This is a genomic window from Bradyrhizobium sp. 138 (assembly GCF_023074075.1).
Taxonomy (GTDB): domain Bacteria; phylum Pseudomonadota; class Alphaproteobacteria; order Rhizobiales; family Xanthobacteraceae; genus Bradyrhizobium.
The window spans coordinates 135410-158020 of sequence record NZ_JADPKT010000016.1 but is presented as its reverse complement, the minus strand read 5'-3'; the positions used below and the strand labels follow the sequence as shown (position 1 = coordinate 158020).

The 22611-nt window shown below is 63.7% G+C and carries 26 protein-coding genes; 17 read left to right on the top strand and 9 right to left on the bottom strand.

Going from position 1 to position 22611, the window contains the following annotated elements:
- Nucleotides 1-72 precede the first annotated feature (72 nt).
- From IVA79_RS09650 to cynS, 4 genes are read left to right on the top strand one after another with little or no spacing between them, the layout of a single operon-like run.
- The gene (locus IVA79_RS09650) at nt 73-1455 is read left to right on the top strand and encodes a CmpA/NrtA family ABC transporter substrate-binding protein (RefSeq protein ID WP_247552249.1); all 1383 of its coding nucleotides are present in this window, start codon (nt 73-75) and stop codon (nt 1453-1455) included.
- 9 nt (nt 1456-1464) lie between these two features.
- Nucleotides 1465-2304, top strand: a complete 840-nt coding sequence (gene ntrB / locus IVA79_RS09645; RefSeq protein WP_247552248.1) for a nitrate ABC transporter permease — start codon at nt 1465-1467, stop codon at nt 2302-2304.
- Nucleotides 2305-2307: 3 nt separating this feature from the next.
- A complete protein-coding gene (locus IVA79_RS09640; RefSeq protein ID WP_247552247.1) occupies nt 2308-3231 on the top strand; it encodes an ABC transporter ATP-binding protein in 924 nt (307 codons plus the stop codon).
- Between the two features lie 12 nt (nt 3232-3243).
- Nucleotides 3244-3732, top strand: coding sequence for a cyanase (gene cynS, locus IVA79_RS09635; RefSeq protein WP_247552246.1), 489 nt, complete (start codon nt 3244-3246; stop codon nt 3730-3732).
- Here cynS and IVA79_RS09630 read toward each other — a convergent pair.
- Nucleotides 3719-4546 carry an isocitrate lyase/phosphoenolpyruvate mutase family protein gene (locus tag IVA79_RS09630; protein WP_247552245.1) on the bottom strand — a complete coding sequence of 276 codons (828 nt, stop codon included), beginning with the start codon at nt 4544-4546 and terminating at the stop codon, nt 3719-3721. The genes cynS and IVA79_RS09630 overlap by 14 nt on opposite strands.
- Before the next feature lie 104 nt (nt 4547-4650).
- Here IVA79_RS09630 and IVA79_RS09625 point away from each other — a divergent pair, with 104 nt between their 5' ends.
- Nucleotides 4651-5625: a LysR family transcriptional regulator gene (locus IVA79_RS09625; RefSeq protein ID WP_247552244.1), complete on the top strand. Its 975-nt coding sequence runs from the start codon at nt 4651-4653 to the stop codon at nt 5623-5625.
- 5 nt (nt 5626-5630) lie between these two features.
- Here the strand turns inward: IVA79_RS09625 and IVA79_RS09620 are convergent, their stop codons facing one another.
- Nucleotides 5631-5954 (bottom strand): DUF1476 domain-containing protein, encoded by a 324-nt coding sequence (locus IVA79_RS09620; protein ID WP_247552243.1) that lies wholly within the window; start codon nt 5952-5954, stop codon nt 5631-5633.
- A gap of 319 nt (nt 5955-6273) precedes the next feature.
- Between IVA79_RS09620 and purC the strand changes: the two genes are divergently transcribed.
- Both purC and purS read left to right on the top strand, forming a co-directional pair.
- Nucleotides 6274-7041, top strand: a complete 768-nt coding sequence (purC, locus tag IVA79_RS09615; protein ID WP_173015815.1) for a phosphoribosylaminoimidazolesuccinocarboxamide synthase — start codon at nt 6274-6276, stop codon at nt 7039-7041.
- A 10-nt stretch (nt 7042-7051) separates the two neighbouring features.
- A complete protein-coding gene (purS, locus tag IVA79_RS09610) occupies nt 7052-7294 on the top strand; it encodes a phosphoribosylformylglycinamidine synthase subunit PurS (RefSeq protein WP_063195361.1) in 243 nt (80 codons plus the stop codon).
- Between the two features lie 108 nt (nt 7295-7402).
- On the opposite strand, the gene IVA79_RS09605 is transcribed toward purS, so the two are convergent.
- On the bottom strand, nt 7403-8419 hold the full coding sequence (locus IVA79_RS09605; protein ID WP_247552242.1) for a magnesium and cobalt transport protein CorA: 1017 nt from the start codon (nt 8417-8419) through the stop codon (nt 7403-7405).
- Nucleotides 8420-8601: 182 nt separating this feature from the next.
- Here IVA79_RS09605 and purQ point away from each other — a divergent pair, with 182 nt between their 5' ends.
- The 3 genes from purQ to IVA79_RS09590 all read left to right on the top strand — a co-directional run bounded on the left by purQ (nt 8602) and on the right by IVA79_RS09590 (nt 11207).
- Nucleotides 8602-9303 (top strand): phosphoribosylformylglycinamidine synthase subunit PurQ, encoded by a 702-nt coding sequence (gene purQ / locus IVA79_RS09600; RefSeq protein WP_247552241.1) that lies wholly within the window; start codon nt 8602-8604, stop codon nt 9301-9303.
- A complete protein-coding gene (locus IVA79_RS09595; RefSeq protein ID WP_247552240.1) occupies nt 9300-10286 on the top strand; it encodes a tripartite tricarboxylate transporter substrate binding protein BugD in 987 nt (328 codons plus the stop codon). The genes purQ and IVA79_RS09595 overlap by 4 nt, the downstream gene beginning before the upstream one ends.
- A 183-nt stretch (nt 10287-10469) precedes the next feature.
- Entirely contained in the window at nt 10470-11207 is a 738-nt protein-coding gene (locus IVA79_RS09590; protein ID WP_247552239.1) for a tetratricopeptide repeat protein, read from the top strand.
- 63 nt (nt 11208-11270) lie between these two features.
- On the opposite strand, the gene IVA79_RS09585 is transcribed toward IVA79_RS09590, so the two are convergent.
- Together IVA79_RS09585 and IVA79_RS09580 are read right to left on the bottom strand one after the other, a co-directional pair.
- Nucleotides 11271-11750 (bottom strand): PaaI family thioesterase, encoded by a 480-nt coding sequence (locus tag IVA79_RS09585; protein ID WP_247552238.1) that lies wholly within the window; start codon nt 11748-11750, stop codon nt 11271-11273.
- Nucleotides 11743-11952, bottom strand: a complete 210-nt coding sequence (locus IVA79_RS09580; protein ID WP_247552237.1) for a hypothetical protein — start codon at nt 11950-11952, stop codon at nt 11743-11745. Before IVA79_RS09580 ends, IVA79_RS09585 begins: the two co-directional genes overlap by 8 nt.
- Here IVA79_RS09580 and purL point away from each other — a divergent pair.
- Entirely contained in the window at nt 11936-14146 is a 2211-nt protein-coding gene (purL, locus tag IVA79_RS09575; RefSeq protein ID WP_247552236.1) for a phosphoribosylformylglycinamidine synthase subunit PurL, read from the top strand. The genes IVA79_RS09580 and purL overlap by 17 nt on opposite strands.
- Before the next feature lie 86 nt (nt 14147-14232).
- On the opposite strand, the gene IVA79_RS09570 is transcribed toward purL, so the two are convergent.
- Nucleotides 14233-15423, bottom strand: a complete 1191-nt coding sequence (locus IVA79_RS09570) for an acyltransferase (protein WP_247552235.1) — start codon at nt 15421-15423, stop codon at nt 14233-14235.
- Nucleotides 15424-15602: 179 nt separating this feature from the next.
- Between IVA79_RS09570 and IVA79_RS09565 the strand changes: the two genes are divergently transcribed.
- Complete coding sequence (locus IVA79_RS09565; RefSeq protein ID WP_027548646.1) at nt 15603-15776, top strand: DUF1328 domain-containing protein; 174 nt, start codon at nt 15603-15605, stop codon at nt 15774-15776.
- 59 nt (nt 15777-15835) lie between these two features.
- Here IVA79_RS09565 and IVA79_RS09560 read toward each other — a convergent pair whose 3' ends face one another.
- Nucleotides 15836-16195, bottom strand: a complete 360-nt coding sequence (locus IVA79_RS09560; protein WP_247552234.1) for a DUF427 domain-containing protein — start codon at nt 16193-16195, stop codon at nt 15836-15838.
- Nucleotides 16196-16372: 177 nt separating this feature from the next.
- Between IVA79_RS09560 and IVA79_RS09555 the strand changes: the two genes are divergently transcribed.
- Together IVA79_RS09555 and IVA79_RS09550 are read left to right on the top strand one after the other, a co-directional pair.
- Nucleotides 16373-16621 (top strand): BolA family transcriptional regulator, encoded by a 249-nt coding sequence (locus IVA79_RS09555; RefSeq protein ID WP_247552233.1) that lies wholly within the window; start codon nt 16373-16375, stop codon nt 16619-16621.
- Nucleotides 16622-16647: 26 nt separating this feature from the next.
- A complete protein-coding gene (locus IVA79_RS09550; RefSeq protein ID WP_247552453.1) occupies nt 16648-17829 on the top strand; it encodes a low temperature requirement protein A in 1182 nt (393 codons plus the stop codon).
- A 10-nt stretch (nt 17830-17839) separates the two neighbouring features.
- Here IVA79_RS09550 and egtD read toward each other — a convergent pair whose 3' ends face one another.
- Both egtD and egtB read right to left on the bottom strand, forming a co-directional pair.
- The gene (egtD, locus tag IVA79_RS09545) at nt 17840-18811 is read right to left on the bottom strand and encodes an L-histidine N(alpha)-methyltransferase (RefSeq protein WP_247552232.1); all 972 of its coding nucleotides are present in this window, start codon (nt 18809-18811) and stop codon (nt 17840-17842) included.
- 50 nt (nt 18812-18861) lie between these two features.
- On the bottom strand, nt 18862-20157 hold the full coding sequence (gene egtB / locus IVA79_RS09540) for an ergothioneine biosynthesis protein EgtB (protein WP_247552231.1): 1296 nt from the start codon (nt 20155-20157) through the stop codon (nt 18862-18864).
- Nucleotides 20158-20395: 238 nt separating this feature from the next.
- Here egtB and grxD point away from each other — a divergent pair, with 238 nt between their 5' ends.
- Genes grxD through IVA79_RS09525 form a run of 3 tightly spaced genes read left to right on the top strand, consistent with a single transcriptional unit; the run spans nt 20396 to nt 22610 of the window.
- Complete coding sequence (gene grxD / locus IVA79_RS09535) at nt 20396-20722, top strand: Grx4 family monothiol glutaredoxin (protein ID WP_181769420.1); 327 nt, start codon at nt 20396-20398, stop codon at nt 20720-20722.
- A 3-nt stretch (nt 20723-20725) separates the two neighbouring features.
- Nucleotides 20726-21277: an O-acetyl-ADP-ribose deacetylase gene (locus IVA79_RS09530; protein WP_247552230.1), complete on the top strand. Its 552-nt coding sequence runs from the start codon at nt 20726-20728 to the stop codon at nt 21275-21277.
- Nucleotides 21278-21323: 46 nt separating this feature from the next.
- Nucleotides 21324-22610, top strand: coding sequence for a serine hydrolase domain-containing protein (locus IVA79_RS09525; protein WP_247552228.1), 1287 nt, complete (start codon nt 21324-21326; stop codon nt 22608-22610).
- Nucleotide 22611: the final 1 nt, after the last annotated feature.

Here is a 22611-nt window from a genome sequence, read left to right as displayed (position 1 = left end):
GTGGTGGCTCAAGCGAAGGCGGTGGCATGCTCCTTGCGTAATTGCTCCTCGCAATGACGCGCAGGAGGTCCGATGTCCACGTTCGACAATCCGTTTGATCCCGATCGCAACCTCCGAGCCGGCTGTGCCTGTGGCCAGCACCGGTCCGCTGCCGAGCATGATCAGGCCGCGCTGTCGCTCCACTGCGAACCGGTCGAGAGCGAGGAAAAACGTTACGAGGGCGTCGTCGCTTCTGCGGTGATGCGCGCGATGTTTCCGCAGGACGCAGCGCGACGCGCATTCCTGAAGTCGGTTGGGGCTTCCACCGCGCTGGCCGCGCTGTCGCAGTTCTTCCCACTGAAGACGGCGACCGAAGTCTTTGGCCAAGCCGGCGCGCCCGAGAAAAAGGACCTCAAGGTCGGCTTCATCCCGATTACCTGCGCCACACCGATCATCATGGCGGCTCCCCTCGGCTTCTATGCCAAGCACGGTCTCAACGTCGAGGTGGTCAAGACCGCCGGCTGGGCGGTGATCCGCGACAAGACCATCAACAAGGAATACGACGCCGCGCACATGCTGGCGCCGATGCCGATCGCGATCTCGCTCGGGCTCGGCGCCAACGCCATTCCGTTTGCGGTGCCTGCGATCGAGAACATCAACGGGCAGGGCATCGTGCTGGCGGCCAAGCACAAGGACAAGCGCGATCCCAAGGACTGGAAGGGAATGAAGTTCGCCATCCCCTTCGACTATTCCATGCACAATTACCTGCTGCGCTATTATCTCGCCGAACACGGGCTGGACCCCGATACCGACGTGCAGCTGCGCTCGGTGCCGCCGCCGGAGATGGTCGCGAATCTGCGCGCCGACAACATCGACGGCTTCCTCGCACCCGACAACATCTGCCAGCGCGCGATCTATGACGGCGTCGGCTTCATGCACCTATTGTCGAAAGAGATCTGGGACGGCCATCCCTGCTGCAGCTTCGCCGCCAGCCGCGAGTTCATCACGAATGCGCCGAACAGCTTTGCGGCGCTGACGCGGGCCATCGTCGATGCCACCGCGTACGCGTCGAAGGCGGAGAACCGCAAGCAGATCGCGGAAGCGATCGCGCCGGCCAATTACATCAACGCGCCGGTCACGGTGCTGGAGCAGGTCCTGACAGGCACTTATGCCGATGGCCTCGGCGGGGTGAAGACGGATGCCAAGCGCGTCGATTTCGATCCGTTCCCGTGGCAGTCCTTCGCGGTGTGGATGCTGACGCAGATGAAGCGCTGGGGCCAGATCAAGGGCGACGTCGACTACAAGACGGTCGCCGAGCAGGTGTATCTGGCCACCGATACCAAGAAGCTGATGACCGAAATGGGCCTGTCGCCGCCGGCGAGCGCCTACAAATCGTTTGCGGTGATGGGCAAGACGTTCGATCCTGCGAAGCCGGAGGACTACGTCGCGAGCTTCAAGATCCGGAAGGCGTCGTGAGGTGAGGCGATGACATCCTCCCTCCGTCTCCGCGCCGGCCTCGTCTCCATCGCGCTGCTCGCCGCGTTCCTCGGCGTCTGGCATCTTGCGACGCGCTCGACCGGCGCCACCACGACGATGAGCCCGGAATACGCCAAGCTGATGGGCCTGACCGCGACGCAAGGCAAATCCGCCATGCCCGGCCCGCTCGATGTCGGCGCCAAGCTCTGGGAGCATCTGAAGCGGCCGTTCTACGACAACGGGCCGAACGACAAGGGGCTCGGCATCCAGCTCGCTTACTCCATCGCGCGCGTCGGCACCGGCTATCTGCTCGCCGTGCTGGTCGCGATCCCACTCGGCTTCCTGATCGGCATGTCGCCGCTGCTCAGCAAGGCGCTGGATCCCTTCATCCAGGTGCTGAAGCCGATCTCGCCGCTCGCCTGGATGCCGCTCGCGCTCTACACCATCAAGGATTCCTCGATCTCGGCGATCTTCGTCATCTTCATCTGCTCGATCTGGCCGATGCTGCTCAACACCGTGTTCGGCGTTGCCAGCGTACGCAAGGAATGGATCAACGTCGCACGCACGCTCGAGGTCAGCACCGTCAGGCGCGCTTTCACCGTGATCCTCCCCGCCGCGGCACCGACGATCCTGACCGGCATGCGCATTTCGATCGGCATCGCCTGGCTCGTCATCGTCGCCGCCGAGATGCTCGTCGGCGGCACCGGCATCGGCTATTTCGTCTGGAACGAGTGGAATAATTTGTCGATCACCAACGTCATCATCGCGATCCTCTTGATCGGGATCGTCGGCATGCTGCTCGACCAGATCCTGGCGCGCTTCACGCGCATGGTCACGTTTCCGGAGTAGGGCATGACCGACAAGTTCATCTCCATCGAAGGCATCGCCAAGCGCTATCCCGGCGCGAGCGGCGCCACGACCAACATCTTCGAGAACCTCTGGCTGTCGATGGCGCGCGGCGAATTCGCTTGCGTGATCGGGCATTCCGGCTGCGGCAAGACCACGGTGCTCAACATCCTCGCCGGTCTCGATGCGCCGAGCGAGGGCGCCGTCATCGTCGATGGGCGGGCCATATCCGGCACCAGCCTCGACCGTGCCGTGATCTTCCAGAGCCATGCGCTGTTGCCCTGGCGCACCGTGCTCGGCAACGTCGCCTATGCCGTCAGCTCGAAATGGCGGAGCTGGGATCGCGCCAAGGTGCGGGCGCATGCGCAGACTTTCATTGACCTTGTGGGCCTCACCGGCTCCGAGCACAAACGGCCCTCGGAACTGTCGGGCGGCATGAAGCAGCGCGTCGGCATCGCACGTGCGCTGTCGATCACGCCGAAGATGATGCTGATGGACGAGCCGTTCTCGGCGCTGGATGCATTGACGCGCGGCACGCTGCAGGACGAGGTCCGGCGCATTTGCCTGGAGACCGGGCAGACCGCGTTCATGATCACGCACGACGTCGACGAGGCGATCTATCTCGCCGACAAGATTTTTCTGATGACCAACGGTCCCGGCGCGGTGCTGGCGGAGGTCGTGGAGAACCCGCTGCCGCGGGATCGCGGCCGCACCGATCTGCATCGCCATCCGCTCTACTACGCGCTGCGCAACCACATCATCGATTTCCTGGTGACGCGCAGCAAGACTTTTGCCGCCGAGACACAAGGTCACGATCCGCGCAATGTGCCGCTGGTGCAGATCGGCAAGCCCGGGCTGACGATCGCAGCGAGTGGCGAAGAGCAAAGACAGACATGGATATCCGGGACCAGTCCCGGACTGACGGCCTGAAGGGAGCCTAAGATGAAACGCGAAGACCTCACCGAAAAGCTGCTCGACATCAAGCGCGAGAAGGGATGGAGCTGGAAGCACATCTGCGACAAGATCGGTGGCTATTCCGAGGTGCTGATCGTCGGTGCGATCATGGGCCAGATGAAGCTGACGAAGCCGCAGGCTGCCAATGCCGGCGAGCTGTTCGGCCTGTCGAAGGCCGAAGTTGCGATGCTCAACGAGGTGCCCATGCGCGGCACCGGCGCGCCGATGCCGCCGACCGATCCCCTGATCTACCGCTTCTACGAGATGGTGATGGTGAACGGTCCGGCCTGGAAGGCGCTGATCGAGGAGGAATTCGGCGACGGCATCATGTCCGCGATCGACTTCGACATGGGAATCGAGCGCGTCGCCAACCCGAAGGGCGACCGCGTCAAGATCACCATGAGCGGCAAATTCCTGCCGTACAAATATTACGGCGCCAGCGGCAACGTGCCGGAATACGGCTTTAGGGAGGGCTGACCGCCGCGAAGGCCTCACGCAGCTCGCCGACCGGAGCCATGTCGCGAACATAGGTGAAGGATTCCTTGTCCTTCATCTCGCGCGCGCAGTTCAGGAATGCGGCGAGCGCGTAGCGTGACATGGCGCCGCCGACGCTGATGCGCTTGACGCCGGCGGTAGACAATCGCCCGACTGTCAGCGTCGGGTCGGCAAAGCCCATCACGTGGTTGAACGGCTTGCTGAGCGAGGAGACGACCGTCCGGATCGTGGCGAGATCGTACAGGCCGGGCGCATACAGGACATCGGCGCCCGCGGCCTCGAAGGCCTGCAGGCGGCGAATTGTGTCGTCGATGTCCTTGCGGCCGTGCAGGAAGTTCTCGGCCCGCGCCGTCAGCGTGAATGGAATTGGCAGCGCGCGCGTCACTTCCACGGCGGCCTGGACGCGCTCGACGGCATGTGAAAAATCGTAGATGGGGCGATCGCGGTCGCCGCTGAAATCCTCGATCGAGCCGCCGACGGCGCCAGCCTCGGCGGCACGCAGTATAGCTTCGGCGGCACGTTTCGGCTCATCTGCGCCGCAATTTTCGAGATCGACGCTGACCGGAAGGTCGGTGGCCTCGACGATCGCGCGCGCGTTGGCGAGGATCACATCGAGACTGACGCCGCTGCTGCCGAGCATGTTGGCGACCCCGAGGCTCGTGGTTGCCAAGGCCTCGAAGCCCATCGCCGCGAGCAGCTTGGCCGTACCGGCATCCCATGGATTGGGAATGATGAAGGCGCCAGGCCGCTCGTGCAGCGCGCGAAACGCCGTCGCCTTGTCCAGTTGGTTCGTCATGGCTCGTCTCCGTGTTGTCCGTCGATGCAGCCCTAGGAGCATTTTCGCCATCCGCCAAATTTGTTATTCTTGCAGATAACATCAGTTTTTTGCATGAGGACGCGATGGACAGTGACGCCCTCGATACCTTCCTGGCAGTTCATCGCAGGGGCGGGATCTCGAATGCCGCGAAATTCCTGCACCGTTCGCAGCCGGCGATTTCGCGCCGTATCGCGCTCTTGGAGCAGGAGCTCGGCGTGCGCCTGTTCGAGCGGATTGCAGGCCGCACCCGACTCAGCGATGCCGGGCGCGTGCTGATCCCCTATGCCGAGCGCGCGGTGGCCGCGGCGCAGGACGCCGAACAGGCGATACGCGCGTTGACCAAGCAGAATGCGGGGCCGATTTCGCTGGCCGTGACCGGAACGCTCGCCGATGGCCGCCTGTCGACCGTCATGAAGCAGTTTGCCAGGGAGAATCCGGCCGTTGCGCTGACCTTGCGGACGGCGACCAGCGCGGAGGTCAGCGATCTCATCCGGCGCGGCGAGGCCACGATCGGCCTGCGCTACAACGCTGACCGCGCCGGCGATCTCGCCTGCGAGCTGGTGCTGACCGAAGCGTTGCAGGTCGTTTGTGCGCCCGAGCATCCGCTGGCCGGCAAGCGCGTGAAGCGGCTTGCCGAGCTTCGCGGTGAACGCTGGATCGCATTTCCGGAAACGCGCGGCCGCCGCGAGATTGCCGCGGCCTACGTGTTCGCGCTGTTTCTTACGCAAGGGCTGGGCGAAATTGAATGGACGGCAGTCGACAGCCTCACTGCGCAGAAGCGCCTCGTGGAGGCCGGCTTCGGTCTCGCGCTGCTGGCGAGAAGCCATGTGGCTGAGGAGTTGCGCGCGGCCTCGATCGCGACGATCGCCGTCGGCGATCTTGCCGCGGATCAGGACACCGTCCTCGTGACGCGTCGCGGCGGCTTTCTGAGCGCTGCCGCCGGGCGCCTGCTCGACGCCATCCGCCGCAATTATGCCGGGCGGGAGGTCTCGGCCCCACGGGACGTCAGAAAAAGATCGCCGGCGCGCAAGGTTGTTACGCGTCGGCGGCTCGTTTGAATGGATTATTTCCCCGCCTTCACCTCGGCGGCTGCCACCGCGAGCAGCTCGCTCATCTTGGCGCGGATCGCCTGTTCGGTGACGGCGACGTTCTTGGCGGCAAAATCGGCCGTGAGCTTACGCAGGACGTCGGCATCGCCGGCCTCCTCGAAATCGGCCGCGACCACCTCCTTGGCATAGGCGGTGGCGGCATCGCCCGAGATGCCGAGCTTTTCGGCCGCCCACAGCCCGAGCAGCCGGTTGCGGCGGGCCTCCGCCTTGAATTTCTGCTCCTCGTCGAGGGCGTACTTCTTCTCGAAACCTTCCTGGCGCTTGTCGAACTCGCTCATACCTTGTTCCAAATCCCTCTGAATGGAGCGGGGGCCTTCCGTTGCGACCGCCCGGCCGCATGCCTACATAGATAGCACATATCGGCAAAACAACGGGCCGTTAAGCCGCAGGCGAGACGGTATAAGTTGGTGCTGGAGAGCCGGATCGATTGTGCTCGGTCAGCCAATCGGATAGGTTGCCTGAAGGTTTGGTTCCCGTTCTGTTTCCAAGGGTTCGAGACGGGTTCCCAGCCGTTCACGGCAGCTCCGCTGTGGGTCGTAATCCTCGTAACCGGAGCACACCAAATTCATGGATTTCAACAAAACACGGTACATCCCAATGAGCCGTCGGCGTCGCATTTATGAAGGCAAGGCAAAGGTTCTCTATGAAGGCCCGGAGCCCGGTACCCTGATCCAGCACTTCAAGGATGACGCCACCGCGTTCAATGCGAAGAAGCATCAGGTGATCGAGGGCAAGGGTGTCCTCAACAACCGGATCTCGGAGTACCTGTTTCAGCACCTCAACGACATCGGGGTGCCGACCCACTTCATTCGCCGCCTCAACATGCGCGAGCAGTTGATTCGCGAGGTCGAGATCGTGCCGCTCGAAGTGGTGGTGCGGAACGTCGCCGCCGGCTCGCTGTCGCAGCGCCTCGGTATCGAGGAGGGCACCCAGCTGCCCCGTTCGATCATCGAGTTCTACTACAAGAACGACCAGCTCAACGACCCCATGGTGTCGGAAGAGCACATCACCGCCTTCGGCTGGGCGACGCCGCAGGAGATCGACGACATCATGGCCCTCGCCATCCGTGTCAACGACTTCCTCACCGGCCTCTTCCTCGGCATCGGCATCCGCCTCGTCGACTTCAAGATGGAGTGCGGACGCCTGTTCGAGAACGAGATGATGCGCATCATCGTCGCCGACGAGATCTCGCCGGATAGCTGCCGTCTGTGGGACATCAAGTCGAACGAGAAGCTCGACAAGGACCGCTTCCGCAGGGATCTGGGCGGCCTGCTCGAGGCCTATACTGAAGTTGCAAAGCGCCTCGGCATCCTCATGGAGAACGAGCGTCCGCAGGGCTCCGGTCCGGTGCTGGTGAAGAGCTGAGGGATTTGACGTGAAGGCACGTGTTACCGTTACCTTGAAGACGGGCATCCTCGATCCGCAAGGCAAGGCCATCGAAGGCGCGCTGAAGTCGCTCGGCGTCGACGGCGTCGCCAGCGTTCGCCAGGGCAAGGTGTTCGACATCGAGCTCGCCGGCGCCGACAAGGCCAAGGCGGAGGCCGCGCTGAAGGATGCCGCAGACAAGCTGCTGGCGAACACCGTGATCGAGAACTATCGGGTCGAGCTGCTGAGCTAGGCTGCCTGCCTTGGTAGCCCGGATCGAGTGAAGCGAAATTCCGGGGCTATCCGCGGTAGCGCTGTCCCAGATTGTTCTTTGCTCCATCTGGGGTACGAGGCAATTCCTTTACAGCCACCCGACGCTGCGAAAACGCCAGTACAGCGCGGTGCAGGCCGTCAGCATTACGCCGAGCAGCATGAAATAGCCGTACTCCCATTCCAGCTCCGGCATGTGCTTGAAGTTCATGCCGTAGATGCCGGCGAGCGCGGTCGGAATCGCGATGATCGCAAGCCAGGAAGCGAGCTTCTTGGACACCGCCGTCTCCTGCGCCTGGCCGACCAGCAGGCTCGCCTCGAAGGCGAAGGCCAGCACCTCGCGCATGGAATCGATGCGCTCCTGGATGTTGCGGACGTGGTCGGTGACGTCGCGGAACAGCGGCTGCATGGCCTGTCGCACCATCGACAGCTCGTCATGCTCCAGCCGGCGGCAGACCTCCACCAGCGGCCCGATCGCATTGCGTAGCCGCAACAGGTCTCGGCGCAGCATGTAGAGCCGCTCGATCTGGGCCTTGCTGATCGGCTTGGACAGCACGTCGTCCTCGATGCCCTCGACCTCGTCGTGGATGCTCTCGAGCACGGGCGAGTAATTGTCGACGATGAAATCGAGGATCGCATAGAGGATGTAGTCTTCGCCGCGGGCGAGTGCCCGCGGGCAGCTCTCGCAGCGTTCGCGCACCGCGGTGTAGGAGGTCGAGGCGCCGTGGCGGACGGTGACGAGATAGCCGTCGCCGACGAAGATGTGGGTCTCGCCGAAAACGATGCGGCCCTCGACCAGCTGCGCGGTGCGCGCGACGATGAACAGGGCCTCGCCATATTGCTCGATCTTGGGCCGCTGATGGGCGTGGTTGGCGTCCTCGATCGCGAGCTCGTGCAGGTCGAACTGCTTCTGCACCGCGCCGAGCAGCGCCATGTCGGGCTCGTGCAGGCCGATCCAGACCACGTGGCCGGGCTTGGCCCGCCAGCTCGAGGCCTCGCTGATGGCGATATTGGCGATGCGCCGGCCGTCGACATAGGCGCCGGCCGCGACGACGCCTTCGGTGGACACCGGCTCAGAGGGAGATGTGGGCATCGACGGGACGTTCATGGCTTCAATCCCGGGCAAATCGAGCGGCCAAACGGCATGCGGCCACAGCTTGTGTGCATGGGCCTGTGTACAAGGTCCTCTGCCGAGGCTAGCACTGGTAAAATCCCCGTCAAATGGTTATGTCTCTTCACGAAATGGCCTGTTGGCCAGCCCCGATTCCCGTCACTGTCGGAACCTCTGCCATGAAAGCCGCCATCCTCGTCTTTCCCGGAATCAACCGCGAGCGCGACATGGCGCGTGCGCTGAGGCTGATCTCCGGCAGCGAGCCGGCGATGGTGTGGCACGCCGAGACGTCGCTGCCTGCGGGCACGGATCTCGTGGTGGTGCCCGGCGGTTTCTCTTACGGCGATTATCTCCGCTGCGGTGCCATCGCGGCCCGCGCGCCGGTGATGGACGCGGTGCGCGACTATGCGGCCAAGGGCGGCCTCGTGCTCGGCGTCTGCAACGGTTTTCAGATCCTCTGCGAGTCCGGCCTCCTGCCGGGCGTCCTGATGCGCAACGCGCGGCTGAAATTCATCTGCCACGACGTGCATCTGCGCGTCGAGCGTTCCGACACGCCGTTCACCCGCGGCTACAATGCCGGGCAGGTGATCCGCGTGCCGGTCGCGCATGGTGAGGGCAATTACGAGGCGGATGAAGAGACCATCAAGCGGCTCGAAGGCGAGGGGCGGGTGCTCTATCGCTACTGCACCGCCGACGGCGTGGTGGATGATAACAGCAACATCAACGGCGCGGCACAGTCGATCGCCGGCATCGTCAACGACAAGGGCAACGTGCTCGGCATGATGCCGCATCCGGAAAACCACGTCGAAGACATCATGGGCTGCACCGACGGCCGCGGCCTGTTCGCCGGTCTTGTCCAGCATCTGGAAAAGGCCGCGTGATCCCGTTCGTGGTGAAGCGGGCGCTCGCCGCGATCGCGGCGCTGACGCTTGCGTCATTTTCGCTCGCGACTAGCGCCTTCGCGCAGGATTACCCCAAGCGTCCGATCACCATGATCGTGCCGTTCGCGGCAGGAGGCACCTCGGACGTGATCGCGCGCGCAGTCGCCGAGCAGATGGGCATTGCGCTCGGCCAGACCATCGTGATCGAGAACGTTGCGGGTGCCGGCGGTTCGACCGCGCTGGCGCGCGCCTCCCGCGCCGAGCCCGACGGCTACACCATCGCGATCGGCAATGCCGGCACCAATGCCGCGACCTACACGATCTATCCAAAACTGCCGTTCACGCCGGAGTCCTTCGTGCCGATCGCCATGGTGGCGAAGACATTCGGTATCATCGCGCTGCGCAAGGATTTTCCGGCAAAGGACCTGAAGGAGTTCATCGCCTACGCCAAGGCCAATCCCGGCAAGATCAATCTCGGCCATGCCGGCGTCGGCTCCTCGAACTATCTGATCTGCAAGAGCTTCGTCACGTCAGCGGGGATCGACGCGACGCTGGTCGGCTATCGCGGCGCGGCGCCCGCGCTGACGGATGCCGTCGGCAGCCAGATCGACGGCGTCTGCGATTCGGCAGCTTCGGTCTCGCAGCCGATCAACGAGAAACTGGTCAAGGGGCTCGTGGTCGGCTCGACCGTGCGCCTCGCCACGCTGCCCGACCTGCCGACGTCGGCGGAAGCCGGCCTGCCTGAATTCGAGGCGCAGGGCTGGAACGGCCTGTTCGCGCCCAAGGGCACGCCGCCGGCCGTCATCGCCAGGCTCAACGCCGCCGCGCGCACCGCCGTCGAGACCGATGCGGTGAAGAAGCGCTTTGCCGACCTTTCGACCGTCGCGCCCGATGCAGGCGAGCATGCGCCGGAACTGCTGCAGCAGCTCGTGACGCGCGATGTCGAAAAATATCGGAAAATGCTGGCGGACGACGCCAAGTAATCGCAGCTTTTGGCTGCGGCCTCATGAACCTCGATCGAATTTAAGACGACTGAATCATCGTCGCCATCAAAGGCGCACGTCCTGGGTCGTCGATTCCTCCGGAGGCGGGCAACTCAAAGTTGTTTCATCGTTTCAGTTGCGATATCAGGAAGCGTGCGCTGTCGTTGTGCTCCTGGATGTCACATGCCCGTCGCTTTGGTCGTTCTGTTGCTCGATATCACGCTGATCTATCACGCCTCGCGAACCGGGCGGTTGCAGCCCTGGGCCTTCATCATCCTGATGGTGCCGTTGATCGGTGGGCTCGCCTACATCGCGGTGGAGCTCGTTCCGGAATGGTTCTCCAGCCCCGGCGCGCGACAGGCGCGCCAGCGCGTTGCCAACCGGCTCGATCCGGAGAAGCGCTATCGCGAACTATCCGACCAGCTGGCTGGCACTGACACCATCGCCAATCGCGCGGCGCTGGCGGAAGAGTGCGCGAATATCGGCCGGTTCGCCGAAGCGGAAGCGCACTATGATCACATTCTGAAACTGCCGATGGGCCACGATCCCGCCTATGCGCTTCGCAAGGCGCAAGCCGAGTTTGCCGCCAGACGCCCCACTGACGCGCTCGCGACGCTGGACGATCTTCAGAAGCAATGGCCGGATTTCGATTCCGCCGACGCGCATCTGCTCTATGCCCGCGCGCTCGCGGAGGTCGGGCGTCTCGACGAGGCGCTGGAGGAGTATCACGCGCTTGCCGGCTACTTCCCCGGCGCCGAAGCGCGGGTGCGCTACGGCCTGCTGCTGCAAACGGCCGGCCGCGGCGCCGAAGCACGCATGGTGTTCAACGAGCTCCTGATCCAGATGCGGCGCGCGCCGAAATATTTGCGCAAGGCGCAGGCCGAGTGGCTGTCGATCGCGGAGAAGCAGATTTCGGCGTGAGCGGCGATAGCGAAGCCCTCACCCGTATCGCATCTTCGATGCGCGAACAGGGAAGGCGTCGAGCTATGCGTTTGACTGGGGCTGCGGCTTCCGCTTCATCCGCTTGATCGTGCCGGAAAAGGTGAGCAGCAGCCGCTCGCCGGACATCATCTGGCCGCGCAGGAAGATCAGCGAACCGCCGGCCCGGCTCACCTCTCCGGTGCATTCGACGAGCTCGCCCTCCCGTGCCGCGTCGAGGAATTCGCAGGAAAAATTGGTCGTCACGGCCCGGCTGTCCAGGACATGGGTGGCGATTGCAAACAGGGAATAGTCGGCAAAGGCCATGTAGCAGCCGCCATGGACGTTGCCGGAGCCGTTGAGGTGCTTCTTCTCGACCCGGAAGGCGCTGCGGACGCTGCCATCCGCCTCGATCCGGTGCCAGAAGGGGCCGACATGGGACTCAAAACTGTCGCGAATCCAGGTCCGCCAGCCCTCGAATTCGCCCTCGGTGGCGACGTGGAGGTTGGGGCGGCGGGGCGGGGGTGCTTTGGTCAATTCATGCAAGGAAATGGGCCTTCAATTGCGGGTCTTCAGCCCTTAAATCCGATCCGTCCGCGCCGTGCAATTCCTGTTCCTGCAGGCGGCTTGCCGCAAAATGTGGGACAGCGGGAAAATGCGCCATAAAGGGCTTTTCGCGAGCCCCGGATGTTCCTAAGAACGGCGAAACCGCCGCCGAAAGCCTGGAATCCATGAAGAACGAACCCAAGATCACCCCCGAACTGGTTGCCGCCCACGGGCTCAAGCCCGACGAGTACGAGCGCATCCTGAAGCTGATCGGGCGCGAGCCGAGCTTCACCGAGCTCGGCATCTTCTCGGCGATGTGGAACGAGCACTGCTCGTACAAATCCTCGCGCATCCATCTGCGCGGCCTGCCGACCAAGGCGCCCTGGGTGATCCAGGGCCCCGGCGAGAATGCCGGCGTGATCGACATCGGCGACGGCCAGGCCGTGGTCTTCAAGATGGAGAGCCACAACCACCCGAGCTACATCGAGCCCTACCAGGGCGCGACCACCGGCGTCGGCGGCATTTTGCGCGACGTCTTCACCATGGGCGCGCGGCCGATCGCGTGTCTCAATGCGCTGAGCTTCGGTGCGCCCGAGCATGCCAAGACGCGGCACCTCGTCTCCGGCGTCGTCGCCGGCGTCGGCGGCTACGGCAATTCCTTCGGCGTGCCGACGGTCGGCGGCCAGGTGCGCTTCCACACCCGCTACGACGGCAATATCCTCGTCAACGCGATGGCGGTGGGCCTCGCCGATGCCGACAAGATATTCTATGCAGCGGCCTCCGGCGTGAACATGCCGATCGTCTATCTGGGCTCCAAGACCGGCCGCGACGGCATCCATGGCGCGTCGATGGCGTCGGCCGAGTTCGACGACAAGTCCGAGGAGAAGCGCCCGACCGTGCAGGTCGGCGATCCCTTCGCCGAAAAACTGCTGCTGGAAGCCTGCCTCGAGATCATGGAGAAGGGCTGCGTCATCGCGATTCAGGACATGGGCGCGGCGGGCCTGACCTGCTCGGCGGTCGAGATGGGCGCCAAGGGCGACCTCGGTGTCGATCTCGATCTCGACGCGGTGCCGACCCGCGAGACCGGCATGAGCGCCTACGAGATGATGCTCTCGGAAAGCCAGGAGCGCATGCTCATGGTGCTCAAGCCCGAGAAGGAAAAGGAAGCCGAGGCCATCTTCAAGAAGTGGGGTCTCGATTTCGCCGTTGTCGGCTACACCACGCCGAGCAAGCGCTTCGTGGTCAAGCATGGCGGCGACGTCATGGCCGATCTGCCGATCAAGGAGCTCGGCGACGAGGCGCCGGTCTATGACCGTCCGCATGTGCCGTCCGCCGCGTTGCCGGTCGTGCATGCCCGCGACGTGCCGGCGCCGATGGGCCTCGGACCTGCGCTGGAGAAGCTGATCGGCACGCCCGACATGTGCAGCAAGCGCTGGGTCTGGGAGCAGTACGATCACGTCATCCTCGGCAACACCATGCAGCGCCCCGGCGGCGATGCCGCCGTCGTGCGCGTTGACGACGGGCCGAAGGGACTGGCGCTCACCGTCGACGTCACCCCGCGTTATTGCGAGGCCGATCCGTTCGAGGGCGGCAAGCAGGCGGTGGCGGAAGCCTGGCGCAACATCACCGCGGTCGGCGGCAAGCCACTCGCGATCACCGACAACCTCAATTTCGGCAATCCTGAGCGGCCGGAGATCATGGGGCAGTTCGTCGGCTGCCTGAAGGGCATCTCGGAAGCCTGCCGCACGCTGGACTTCCCGGTCGTCTCCGGCAACGTCTCGCTTTACAACGAGACCAATGGCCGCGCGATCCTGCCGACGCCCTCGATCGGTGGCGTCGGCCTGCTCGACGATTTCACCAAATCCGCCTCGCTGGCCTTCAAGGCCGAGGGCGAAGCGATCCTCCTGATCGGCGAGACCCATGGCTGGCTCGGCCAGTCGGTGTACCTGCGCGACATCTGCGGTCGTGAGGAGGGCGCGCCGCCGCCGGTCGATCTCGCCGCGGAGAAGCGCAACGGCGATTGCGTGCGCGGCATGATCCATGGCGGCACCGCGACCGCCGTGCACGATCTCTCCGATGGCGGCCTCCTGATCGCACTCGCCGAGATGGCGATGGCGAGCGGCATCGGTGCAAAACTACTGGCGGCGCCGACTGCGCTCGTGCCGCAGGCCTATTGGTTCGGCGAGGATCAGGCGCGCTATCTCGTCACCGTGCCGGAGACGGAAGCCGGCCGCGTGCTCGCCAAGATGCGCGGCTGCGAGGTGCCCTGCGTGCGCATCGGTACCACCGGTGGCGATGCCATCGCGATCGCCGGCGATGCGCCGGTTACGATCGACAGTTTGCGCAAATCGTTCGAGCGCTGGCTGCCGGAATATATGAGCGGGAAGGCGGCTTGATGGTCATTCCGGGGCGCGCGAACTATGGTGCGCAATTGCGCACCGGAGTTCGATGCTACGCATCGCCCCGAAATGACTCGGCTCAATTACAACACCTTCGACGCGCCCGGGATCTGCCGTAACGCTCGCGTCAGCGCCCAGCTCGCTGCGACAGTCAGTACAAACCCGATCGTGGCCTTGACGATCGCCGGCAGGTCATAGTCGAACAGCCAGTATTGCAGCCACAGTGCGATCGGATAGTGCACCAGGAACATGCCGAACGCGTCGCCCTGCATTGGATCGAGCAGCCTGGCTGAGCCTGATTGCTTGAATCTCTGGAAAATGGCCAGGATCAGAAACATGATGGCCACGCTGAAGACAGTGAAGCAGATGGCATAGAGTGCTTCATACCAGTCCGGTAACGGGGACGGGTTGCCCAGTATTTCGCGCTTGATGAAGATCAGCGCCCACAAGAGGCAATACGGAACGATCGCCAGTACCATCCAGTCCCAGCTGACCTTTGCCATGCGGCCGTCGACAGCGAGCAGCCCGCGATCCATTTGCGCAACGCCGATGCCGGCACCGAAAAAGAAGTAGGTTGCGTAGAGCATCACGCGCCCGTGCTGGACCGAGAACGGCCCGAACTCGAACCAATTGCTCGCTCCGAAGTGAACCCGCCCGGGAATGTAGAACGCGGCGGTGACCGCCAGCATGACCGCGAAGAATGCGGCGGGCCGACGGCGACCATGTAGCGAGAGGCGATTGATCGGATCGAGCAGATTGGGTGACAGCCTGTGCAGCAGGCAGGCAACCAGGTCGAAGGCGAACAAGACCCAGAGGAACCAAATCGGCCCGCTCGGCCAGGGGCCCTTCGTGACCATATTCCACCAGAATTCCGCAAAACCGATCTCGGGATGCTCTCGCAGGGAGATCGCGTAGTAGGCGAGAGGAATGACCGTAAGGGCACAGATTGCGAAGGGTAAGCCAAGCCGCAGCAGGCGATCTGCCAAATAGCTCCGCGCTCCCTTCCGGGCGATGCCAGACCAGGCGAACAGGCCCGACAGGAAGAAGAACATCGCCATGAAGAAGCTGTCGGTGGCAAGCACGATCATGTCGAAACCGGCAAAGGACGCCGGATCGGTGTGACCGAAATGCGTGTAGGGAATCACCGCATGATGCAGCAGCACCACCAGCGTCAGGAAGGTGCGGGCGCGATCGAGCGACAAATTGCGCGCCTTGCTCTGCGGCGCGGCGTGCGCTTCCGCGCCGATCGTCGCTGAATGTGACATCGTGATCATGGCCGCCCCGCGCTCCCGTCCCCGATTGGGACTGTGCCGCCGGGGACCGGATTCAGCAAGCCTCGTTGAGTAGGTCTCAGGCCAGACAGCATTAGGAACCAGTTCCGCTCAGCGAAGTTAGCGTCTGCGAAAAAAAGCGTGGAGGGCCGCGGGCAAGCGGCACCAATTCGGAGTTGGCGATGACGATCCTGAAATGGGCGCTGATCTTCCTGCTGATCTCGATCGTGGCCGGCGTGCTCGGCTTCACCGGCATTTCGGCCGCCTCCGCCGACATCGCCCGCTTCCTGTTCTACGTCTTCGTCGTCATCTTCCTGGTGCTGCTGATATTGGGGCTCACGATCTTCAGGGCGTGATCGAAGCTGTCATTCCTGGCCTGGTCCTCTGGACCATCCCGGAATGACAGCTTTTCCCACTATCCCACTTCCTCGATCTTCACCTTGTCCGGGTAGAAGGCGAGATGGCCGGAAATCTCCGTCATCGCGGGGAAGGGTGTCTCATAGGTCCAGATCGCGTTGTCCAGCGTCTTGCCGTCGGCCTTGACGCTGTAATAGCTCGCGTCGCCCTTGTACGGGCAATGGGTGACGCGGTCGCTGCGCTCGAGCAGGGCCATGTTGGTGTCCTCCCGCGGCACATATTGCACCGCCGGATATCTGGCCTCCTTCAAGGTCAGCGCTTTGCCGGTCTCGGCGATCACGATGTCGCCCGCCGTGACGCGGACGCGCCTCGGGTTCTGGGTGATGGTGATGGGGTGGTCGGGCCCTGGAAGCTTCATGATTTCACGCCTTTTCGATCAATCTGCCGCGCGCGGCACTTTGTCGTGCCTTTATCCTGATGGGATCAGGGATATAGTGCCGGAAGGCGTGACGTAGAAGGCCGTTCACGCTAAGTTTGAGCCTGCCGGCGAGGGGACCTCCGGCAGCGATTCGAGACCACAAGGAGCCAGACCCGAATGCCCATGGACGCCCACGATATCGAGGCGATGATCAAGGCAGCGATCCCCGATGCCGAGGTGACCATCCGTGACCTCGCCGGCGACGGCGATCACTATGCCGCGACCGTGATCTCGGAATCTTTCCGCGGCAAGTCCCGCGTCCAGCAGCACCAGATTGTCTATCAGTCCCTGCGCGGCCAGATGGGCGGCGTGCTGCATGCGCTGGCGCTGCAAACCGGGGTGCCGGGCGGACCCGGGGCGACCTGATCTAATCGCGCCACGGGGGAAGGATGATGGCTGCGGACAATCCTCGCGGCGCGATGTTTCGTGTCATCGTGCCGAACCAGCACAGCCGCGTCACCAATGTCGAGCTGTTCTTCGACCTCGTCTTCGTCTTTGCCGTCACGCAGGTGTCGCACACGCTGCTGCACCATTTCACGCCGCTGGGCGCGGTGCACGTCACCGTGCTGTTCCTCGCAGTGTGGTGGGTGTGGGTCTACACCGCCTGGGTCACCAACTGGCTCAATCCCGAGCTGACGCCAGTCCGCGTCATGCTCTTCCTGATGATGCTGGGCGGCCTCGTGCTGTCGACGACGATCCCGACCGCGTTCGAGGGGCGGGGCCTGTGGTTTGCGATCGCCTACGCGGCGATGCAACTCGGGCGAACCGCCTTCTGGCTGTTCGCAACGCCACCGCACCGGACGGCGGTGCGGCACAATGCGATTCGGATCCTGACCTGGCTCGCGATCTCCGCGGTGCTGTGGATCGCCGGCGGCCTGTCCGAGGGCGAGACGCGGCTATGGCTGTGGATTGCCGCCGTCACCTGGGAATACATCTCGCCAGCGGCGCGCTTCTGGGTTCCCAAGCTTGGCTTCTCGTCGGTCGAGGCATGGGCCGTCGAGGGCGGCCACATGGCCGAACGCTGCTCTCTCTTCGTTATCATCGCGCTCGGCGAAGCCGTCGTCGTTAACGGCGCGACCTTTGCCGAGCTGGAATGGACCTCGGCCAACATCCTGGCCTTCGTCTCCGCGCTGGTCGGCAGCATCGCGATGTGGTGGATCTATTTCCACAAGGGGGCGGAGGCCGGTGCGGAGCTGATCTCGAAGTCCGCCGAATCCGGCCGCCTGGCGCGGCTCGCCTATACTTATCTGCACATGCCGATCATCGCCGGCATCATCCTGACCGCGGTGTCGGACGAACTGGTGCTGAAGCACCCGAGCGGCCATTCCGATCTCCGGACAATCGTGAGCACGATCGGCGGACCGCTGGTGTTCCTGATCGGCACCATCCTGTTCAAGCACGCGATCCGCGGCTTCCTCCAGCTCTCGCACGGCGTGGGCATCATCCTGCTTGCGGTGCTGTGGTGGTTTGCCGCCGATCTCTCGCCGCTCTGGCTGTCGGTCGCGACGACCGCGATCATGATCGTGGTGGCGGTGTGGGAGTCGGTGTCCCTGGGGGCGGACACCGAGGAGTAGGCGCGGAGGCCTACTCCGCCACCTCCAGCGCGTGCACCGAGAACATCTTCGCCGCATCCGTCCAGCTCTCCCGCACCCGCCAGCCCGCGCCCTGCGCCAGCGTGGCGAAGCGTTCGAGGCTGTACTTGTAGCTGTTCTCGGTGTGGATGCTCTCGCCTGGACGGAACGAGAAGCTGGTGCCGAGCAGACGCACGGTCTGGCTCTTCCTGCTGATCAGGTGCATCTCGATGCGGTGCCGCTCGCGGTTGTAGATCGCGCGATGGGTGAAGGCCGACAGGTCGAAATTGCCGCCGAGCTCGCGGTTGATGCGCACGAGAACATTGAGGTTGAAGCGCGCGGTGACGCCGGCGGCATCGTTGTAGGCGTCATGCAGCACGCGCTCTTCCTTTTCGAGGTCGGCGCCGATGATCATCTGCGCGCCCCGGCCCAGGATGGCGCGCGCACTCTTCAGGAAGGCCTGCGCTTCATGCGGCTCGAAATTGCCGATGGTCGAGCCCGGGAAGAAGCCGACCTTGGGCATGGATGCGACCTGCCGTGGCAGCTCGAACGGCGTCGTGAAGTCGGCCGCGACCGGATAGATGCCGAGCGTCGGGAAGTCACGCTTCAGACCGCTTGCTTGCGCCTTCAGGAAGTCGCCGGAGATGTCCACGGGCACATAGGCCGCGAACTTGCACTGGCCCAGCAGCAGGCGGACCTTCGTGGTTGCGCCCGCGCCGAACTCGACCAGAGCTGCGTGCTCCGGAATGATCGTCGCGATCTCGCTGCCGCGCTCCTTCAGGATCGATAGTTCGGTGCGCGTCGGATAATATTCCGGCAGGCGCGTGATCGCCTCGAACAGCTCCGATCCGGTCGCATCGTAGAAATATTTCGGCGACAGCTTTTTCGGCTGCTGCGAGAGGTCCTCGATGGCCTCGCGGGCGAAGGCGGTGGTCTGCTCGTCGGGAAGATGGGCTTCGGCCAAAGCGCTGGCGTGCACATTCATGATACTCTCCTGAACGCGCTGTCCGGCGCGCATTTATCGTCGGATGAGAACTAGTCGTAATCGGCCAGCCGCAGCCCCGTGAATTGCCAGCGGTGGTGCGGATAGAAGAAGTTCCGATAGGTGATACGGCTGTGGTCGTCAGGGGTTGCAAGCGAGGAGCCGCGCAGCACCAGCTGGTTGACCATGAACTTGCCGTTGTACTCGCCGAGCGCGCCTTCGATGGCGCGGTAGCCGGGGTAGGGCGCGTACGCGCTGCGGGTCCACTGCCAGACGATGCCGAAGGCGTCGTTGAGCTGGCCTGAGCGCGCAGCGACCTCCCACTCCATCTCGGTCGGCAGATGCTTTCCGGCCCAGCGCGCGAAGGCATCGGCTTCGTAATAGCTGACGTGGCAGACCGGCGCGTCGGGATCGACCGGCTTGAGGCCGGCGAGCGTCATGACCTGCCATGCGCCATCGACCTCGCGCCAATGGCCCGGGGCCTGCCAGTCTTCCTTGCTGGCCGCGGCAAAGCCGTCCATCAGCCACAGCGTTGCTTTCGCATAGCCGCCGTCGCGCATGAAGGCGAGCCATTCGGCGTTGGTAACGAGATTGCGCGCCACCTTGACCGGGCCGACAAGGGCGCGATGCGCCGGTTTCTCGTTGTCGAAATGGAAGCCGTCGTCGACATGGCCGACGGTGTGGATGCCTTCGTTCAGCATCAGCCAGTCATCACCGGTGCGGGTCGCGGCGGGAAAGCGCCAGTCGGGGTCGTAGGCCGGATAGACCGGGTTCTGTGCAAAGGCGTGCAGGATGTCGGTGAACATCAATTCCTGATGCTGCTGCTCATGGTTCAGTCCGACCTCGACCAGCGGCGCGATCGCGCGAAGCGTGTCCGCGCCGGCCTCGCGGAAGAATTTGACGACGGCCGCATCGACATATTTGCGATAGGTGCCGACCTGATCGGCGCTGGGACGGGTGATATCGCCGCGATGATTGCGGGCATGACGCGGGCCGGCGCTGACGTAATAGGAATTGAACAGGAACGCGAAGTCAGGGTGGAAGGGCCGATAGCCCGCAGCGTGCTCGCCGAGCAGAAATTGCTCCCAGAACCAGGTGGTATGCGCCCGATGCCATTTTGTCGGGCTCGCATCGGGCATGGACTGGATCTGCTGGTCCTCTGGCGAGAGCGGCGCGGCCCGGCGTTCGGTCTCATTGCGGACGGCGATAAACGCGTCTTCCAGCCTCTGGGCGAGGCCGCCCTGACTGGACGGTGACGAAAGCGGGGCGGTGGCCGTAGCGGAAGCTGGTTTCGTCACGGTTTTCTCCAGACAGGACAAGAGAACGTTGTTCGCCTTACCCGGTTCCACAACCAGGGTTCGTCCTAGATAGGGGCTCCGTTACGGTATGAAAGTCCTCTCCGGCGATGATATTGATGTCATCAGACTATGGACCGGGGGGCTCGAGACCGGTCGGCAGGCCGGCGTCTCCGCCATTTTACTTTGGATGCACAACGGTTTGGGCTACATATATGGGCAGGTATCGGGTTAGATCGGCTGAGCCGGCCCGAAGCGATCGGTGAGGGCTCGGCCCCAGAAGGACACGGATATGAGCATCGAGGAATTCATCGCCAACGAAGTGAAGTCGAACGACGTGGTTCTGTTCATGAAGGGCACGCCGCAATTTCCGCAGTGCGGTTTCTCCGGCCAGGTCGTCCAGATCCTCGACCATATCGGCGTCGGCTATAAGGGCCTCAACGTCCTCGAATCCGCAGAACTGCGCAATGGCATCAAGACCTTCTCCAACTGGCCGACCATCCCGCAGCTCTATGTGAAGGGCGAGTTCGTCGGTGGCTGTGACATCGTCCGCGAGATGTTCCAGGCTGGCGAATTGCAGCAGCTCTTCTCCGAGAAGGGCGTCGTCGTCGCGGCCTGATAGGTGGCCGAGCTGACGCACCGGATCGGCGGTGCCGATCTCGAGGTCGTCGTTGCCGACATCACCACACTGAGCGTTGACGCCATCGTCAACGCGGCCAACACGTCGCTCCTTGGCGGGGGCGGCGTGGATGGGGCGATCCACCGGGCGGCCGGCCCCGAGTTGCTCGCCGAGTGCCAGACGCTCGGGGGATGCCCGACCGGCGATGCCAGGATCACCAAGGGCTATCGTCTACCCGCGCGCCATGTGATCCACGCGGTGGGTCCCGTCTGGCACGGCGGCGGCCGCGGCGAGGCAGAGGCGCTGCGCTCGTGTTATCGCCGTTCACTCGAGCTCTCCCAGGCCAATCGGCTGAACTCGCTGGCATTCCCTGCGATCTCGACCGGGGTATATCGCTTTCCCGCCGACCAAGCCGCGAAGATTGCGGTCCATGGGACCATAGAATCGCTGCCGGCCGCGCCGCTGGTCACCCGCGTCATATTCTGTTGTTTCTCGGAGACAAGCGCCGCCCTCCACACGGACGCCTTGGCGCGGTACGGCAGCCCTTGTGCCTGATGACGCGGTCGGTACACTCCGCCGGACCATGTTCCGGGGAGGGGATATGATTTTACAATCTGGACTGCGTGCGCTGCTCTGCGGCGCGCTGGTGTCGTTTGGCGCAATGGCGCTGGCGCAGGCAGAGGGCATCTACGAGATTCCAGCCGGCGCGCATTTCAATCAGGACAAGCTCGCCAAGGTTAGCGATTTCTTCAAGAACGAGGTCGCGACCGGCAAGATCGCCGGTGCAACTATCCTGATCCAGCAGCATGGCAAGCCGGTCTATCACGAAGCCTTCGGCGTGCAGGACGTGGTCAGCAAGGCGCCGATCACCGACAAGACCATCTTCCGCCTGTTCTCGATGACCAAGGCGATCACCTCAGTCGTCGCGGTGCAATTGATCGAGGACGGCAAGATCAAGCTGGATGATCCCGTCTCGAAATACATTCCGTCCTTCGCCAATGTGAAAGTCGGCGTCGAGAAGAAGGCCGAGGACGGCACCAAATCGCTCGAACTGGTGCCGCCCAACCGGCCGATGACGGTGCACGATTTGATGACGCACACCTCGGGCATCACCTATGGTTTCTATGGCGACAGCCTGGTGCGCAAAGCCTATCGCGAGGCCAATATCTATGCCGGCGATTTCGACCTTGCCGAGTTCGCCGAGCGCCTCGCAAAGCTGCCGCTGCACAACCAGCCGGGCGCGCTCTGGCAATATGGCCATTCCACCGACGTTCTCGCGCGTGTGATGGAGGTTGCGGCCGGCAAGCCGCTGATCGACATCATGCGGGAAAAGCTGCTCGATCCGCTCGGCATGGTCGACACCGGCTTCTTCGTCACCGCGCCCGAGAAGCAAAAGCTTCTGGCGCAGCCGGTGCCGAATGACAGCGATTTCCGCGTCGGCCGGATCAACGATCCGACCGTCGTGAAGAAGATCCAGTTCGCCAGCGGCGGCATGGTCACGACCATGGCGGATTACCAGCGCTTCGCGCAGATGCTGCTCAATGGCGGCAGCCTCGACAGCAAGACCATCCTCAAGCCCGAGACGTTCAAGCTGATGGTGACCGATCAGATCGGCCCGGGCTCGGGCGTCGAGCGCGATTATTTCTACTTCCCCGGCGACGGTTTTGGCTTCGGCCTCGGGCTCGCGGTTCGCACCGATCCCGGCAACGCCAAGCCGCCGCCGCCAGGCGATCTCGGTGAATTGAAGTGGGACGGCGCCTCCGGCTGCTATTTCGTGATCGACCCGAAGCAGGACATGTTCTTCGTGCTGCTGGAGCAAACCCCGACCGAGCGCCAGCGCGTGCAGCGGACATTGAAGCAGTTGGTCTATGAAGCCATGGAGAAATGAT

Excerpts from the sequence above, each read along its gene's own strand:
- IVA79_RS09650 (WP_247552249.1), top strand. The coding sequence starts at position 73 with ATGTCCACGTTCGACAATCCGTTTGATCCCGATCGCAACCTCCGAGCC.
- ntrB (WP_247552248.1), top strand. The coding sequence starts at position 1,465 with ATGACATCCTCCCTCCGTCTCCGCGCCGGCCTCGTCTCCATCGCGCTG.
- IVA79_RS09640 (WP_247552247.1), top strand. The coding sequence starts at position 2,308 with ATGACCGACAAGTTCATCTCCATCGAAGGCATCGCCAAGCGCTATCCC.
- cynS (WP_247552246.1), top strand. The coding sequence starts at position 3,244 with ATGAAACGCGAAGACCTCACCGAAAAGCTGCTCGACATCAAGCGCGAG.
- IVA79_RS09630 (WP_247552245.1), bottom strand. The coding sequence starts at position 4,546 with ATGACGAACCAACTGGACAAGGCGACGGCGTTTCGCGCGCTGCACGAG.
- IVA79_RS09625 (WP_247552244.1), top strand. The coding sequence starts at position 4,651 with ATGGACAGTGACGCCCTCGATACCTTCCTGGCAGTTCATCGCAGGGGC.
- IVA79_RS09620 (WP_247552243.1), bottom strand. The coding sequence starts at position 5,954 with ATGAGCGAGTTCGACAAGCGCCAGGAAGGTTTCGAGAAGAAGTACGCC.
- purC (WP_173015815.1), top strand. The coding sequence starts at position 6,274 with ATGAGCCGTCGGCGTCGCATTTATGAAGGCAAGGCAAAGGTTCTCTAT.
- IVA79_RS09605 (WP_247552242.1), bottom strand. The coding sequence starts at position 8,419 with ATGAACGTCCCGTCGATGCCCACATCTCCCTCTGAGCCGGTGTCCACC.
- purQ (WP_247552241.1), top strand. The coding sequence starts at position 8,602 with ATGAAAGCCGCCATCCTCGTCTTTCCCGGAATCAACCGCGAGCGCGAC.
- IVA79_RS09590 (WP_247552239.1), top strand. The coding sequence starts at position 10,470 with ATGCCCGTCGCTTTGGTCGTTCTGTTGCTCGATATCACGCTGATCTAT.
- purL (WP_247552236.1), top strand. The coding sequence starts at position 11,936 with ATGAAGAACGAACCCAAGATCACCCCCGAACTGGTTGCCGCCCACGGG.
- IVA79_RS09570 (WP_247552235.1), bottom strand. The coding sequence starts at position 15,423 with ATGATCACGATGTCACATTCAGCGACGATCGGCGCGGAAGCGCACGCC.
- IVA79_RS09565 (WP_027548646.1), top strand. The coding sequence starts at position 15,603 with ATGACGATCCTGAAATGGGCGCTGATCTTCCTGCTGATCTCGATCGTG.
- IVA79_RS09560 (WP_247552234.1), bottom strand. The coding sequence starts at position 16,195 with ATGAAGCTTCCAGGGCCCGACCACCCCATCACCATCACCCAGAACCCG.
- IVA79_RS09555 (WP_247552233.1), top strand. The coding sequence starts at position 16,373 with ATGCCCATGGACGCCCACGATATCGAGGCGATGATCAAGGCAGCGATC.
- IVA79_RS09550 (WP_247552453.1), top strand. The coding sequence starts at position 16,648 with ATGGCTGCGGACAATCCTCGCGGCGCGATGTTTCGTGTCATCGTGCCG.
- egtD (WP_247552232.1), bottom strand. The coding sequence starts at position 18,811 with ATGAATGTGCACGCCAGCGCTTTGGCCGAAGCCCATCTTCCCGACGAG.
- grxD (WP_181769420.1), top strand. The coding sequence starts at position 20,396 with ATGAGCATCGAGGAATTCATCGCCAACGAAGTGAAGTCGAACGACGTG.
- IVA79_RS09525 (WP_247552228.1), top strand. The coding sequence starts at position 21,324 with ATGATTTTACAATCTGGACTGCGTGCGCTGCTCTGCGGCGCGCTGGTG.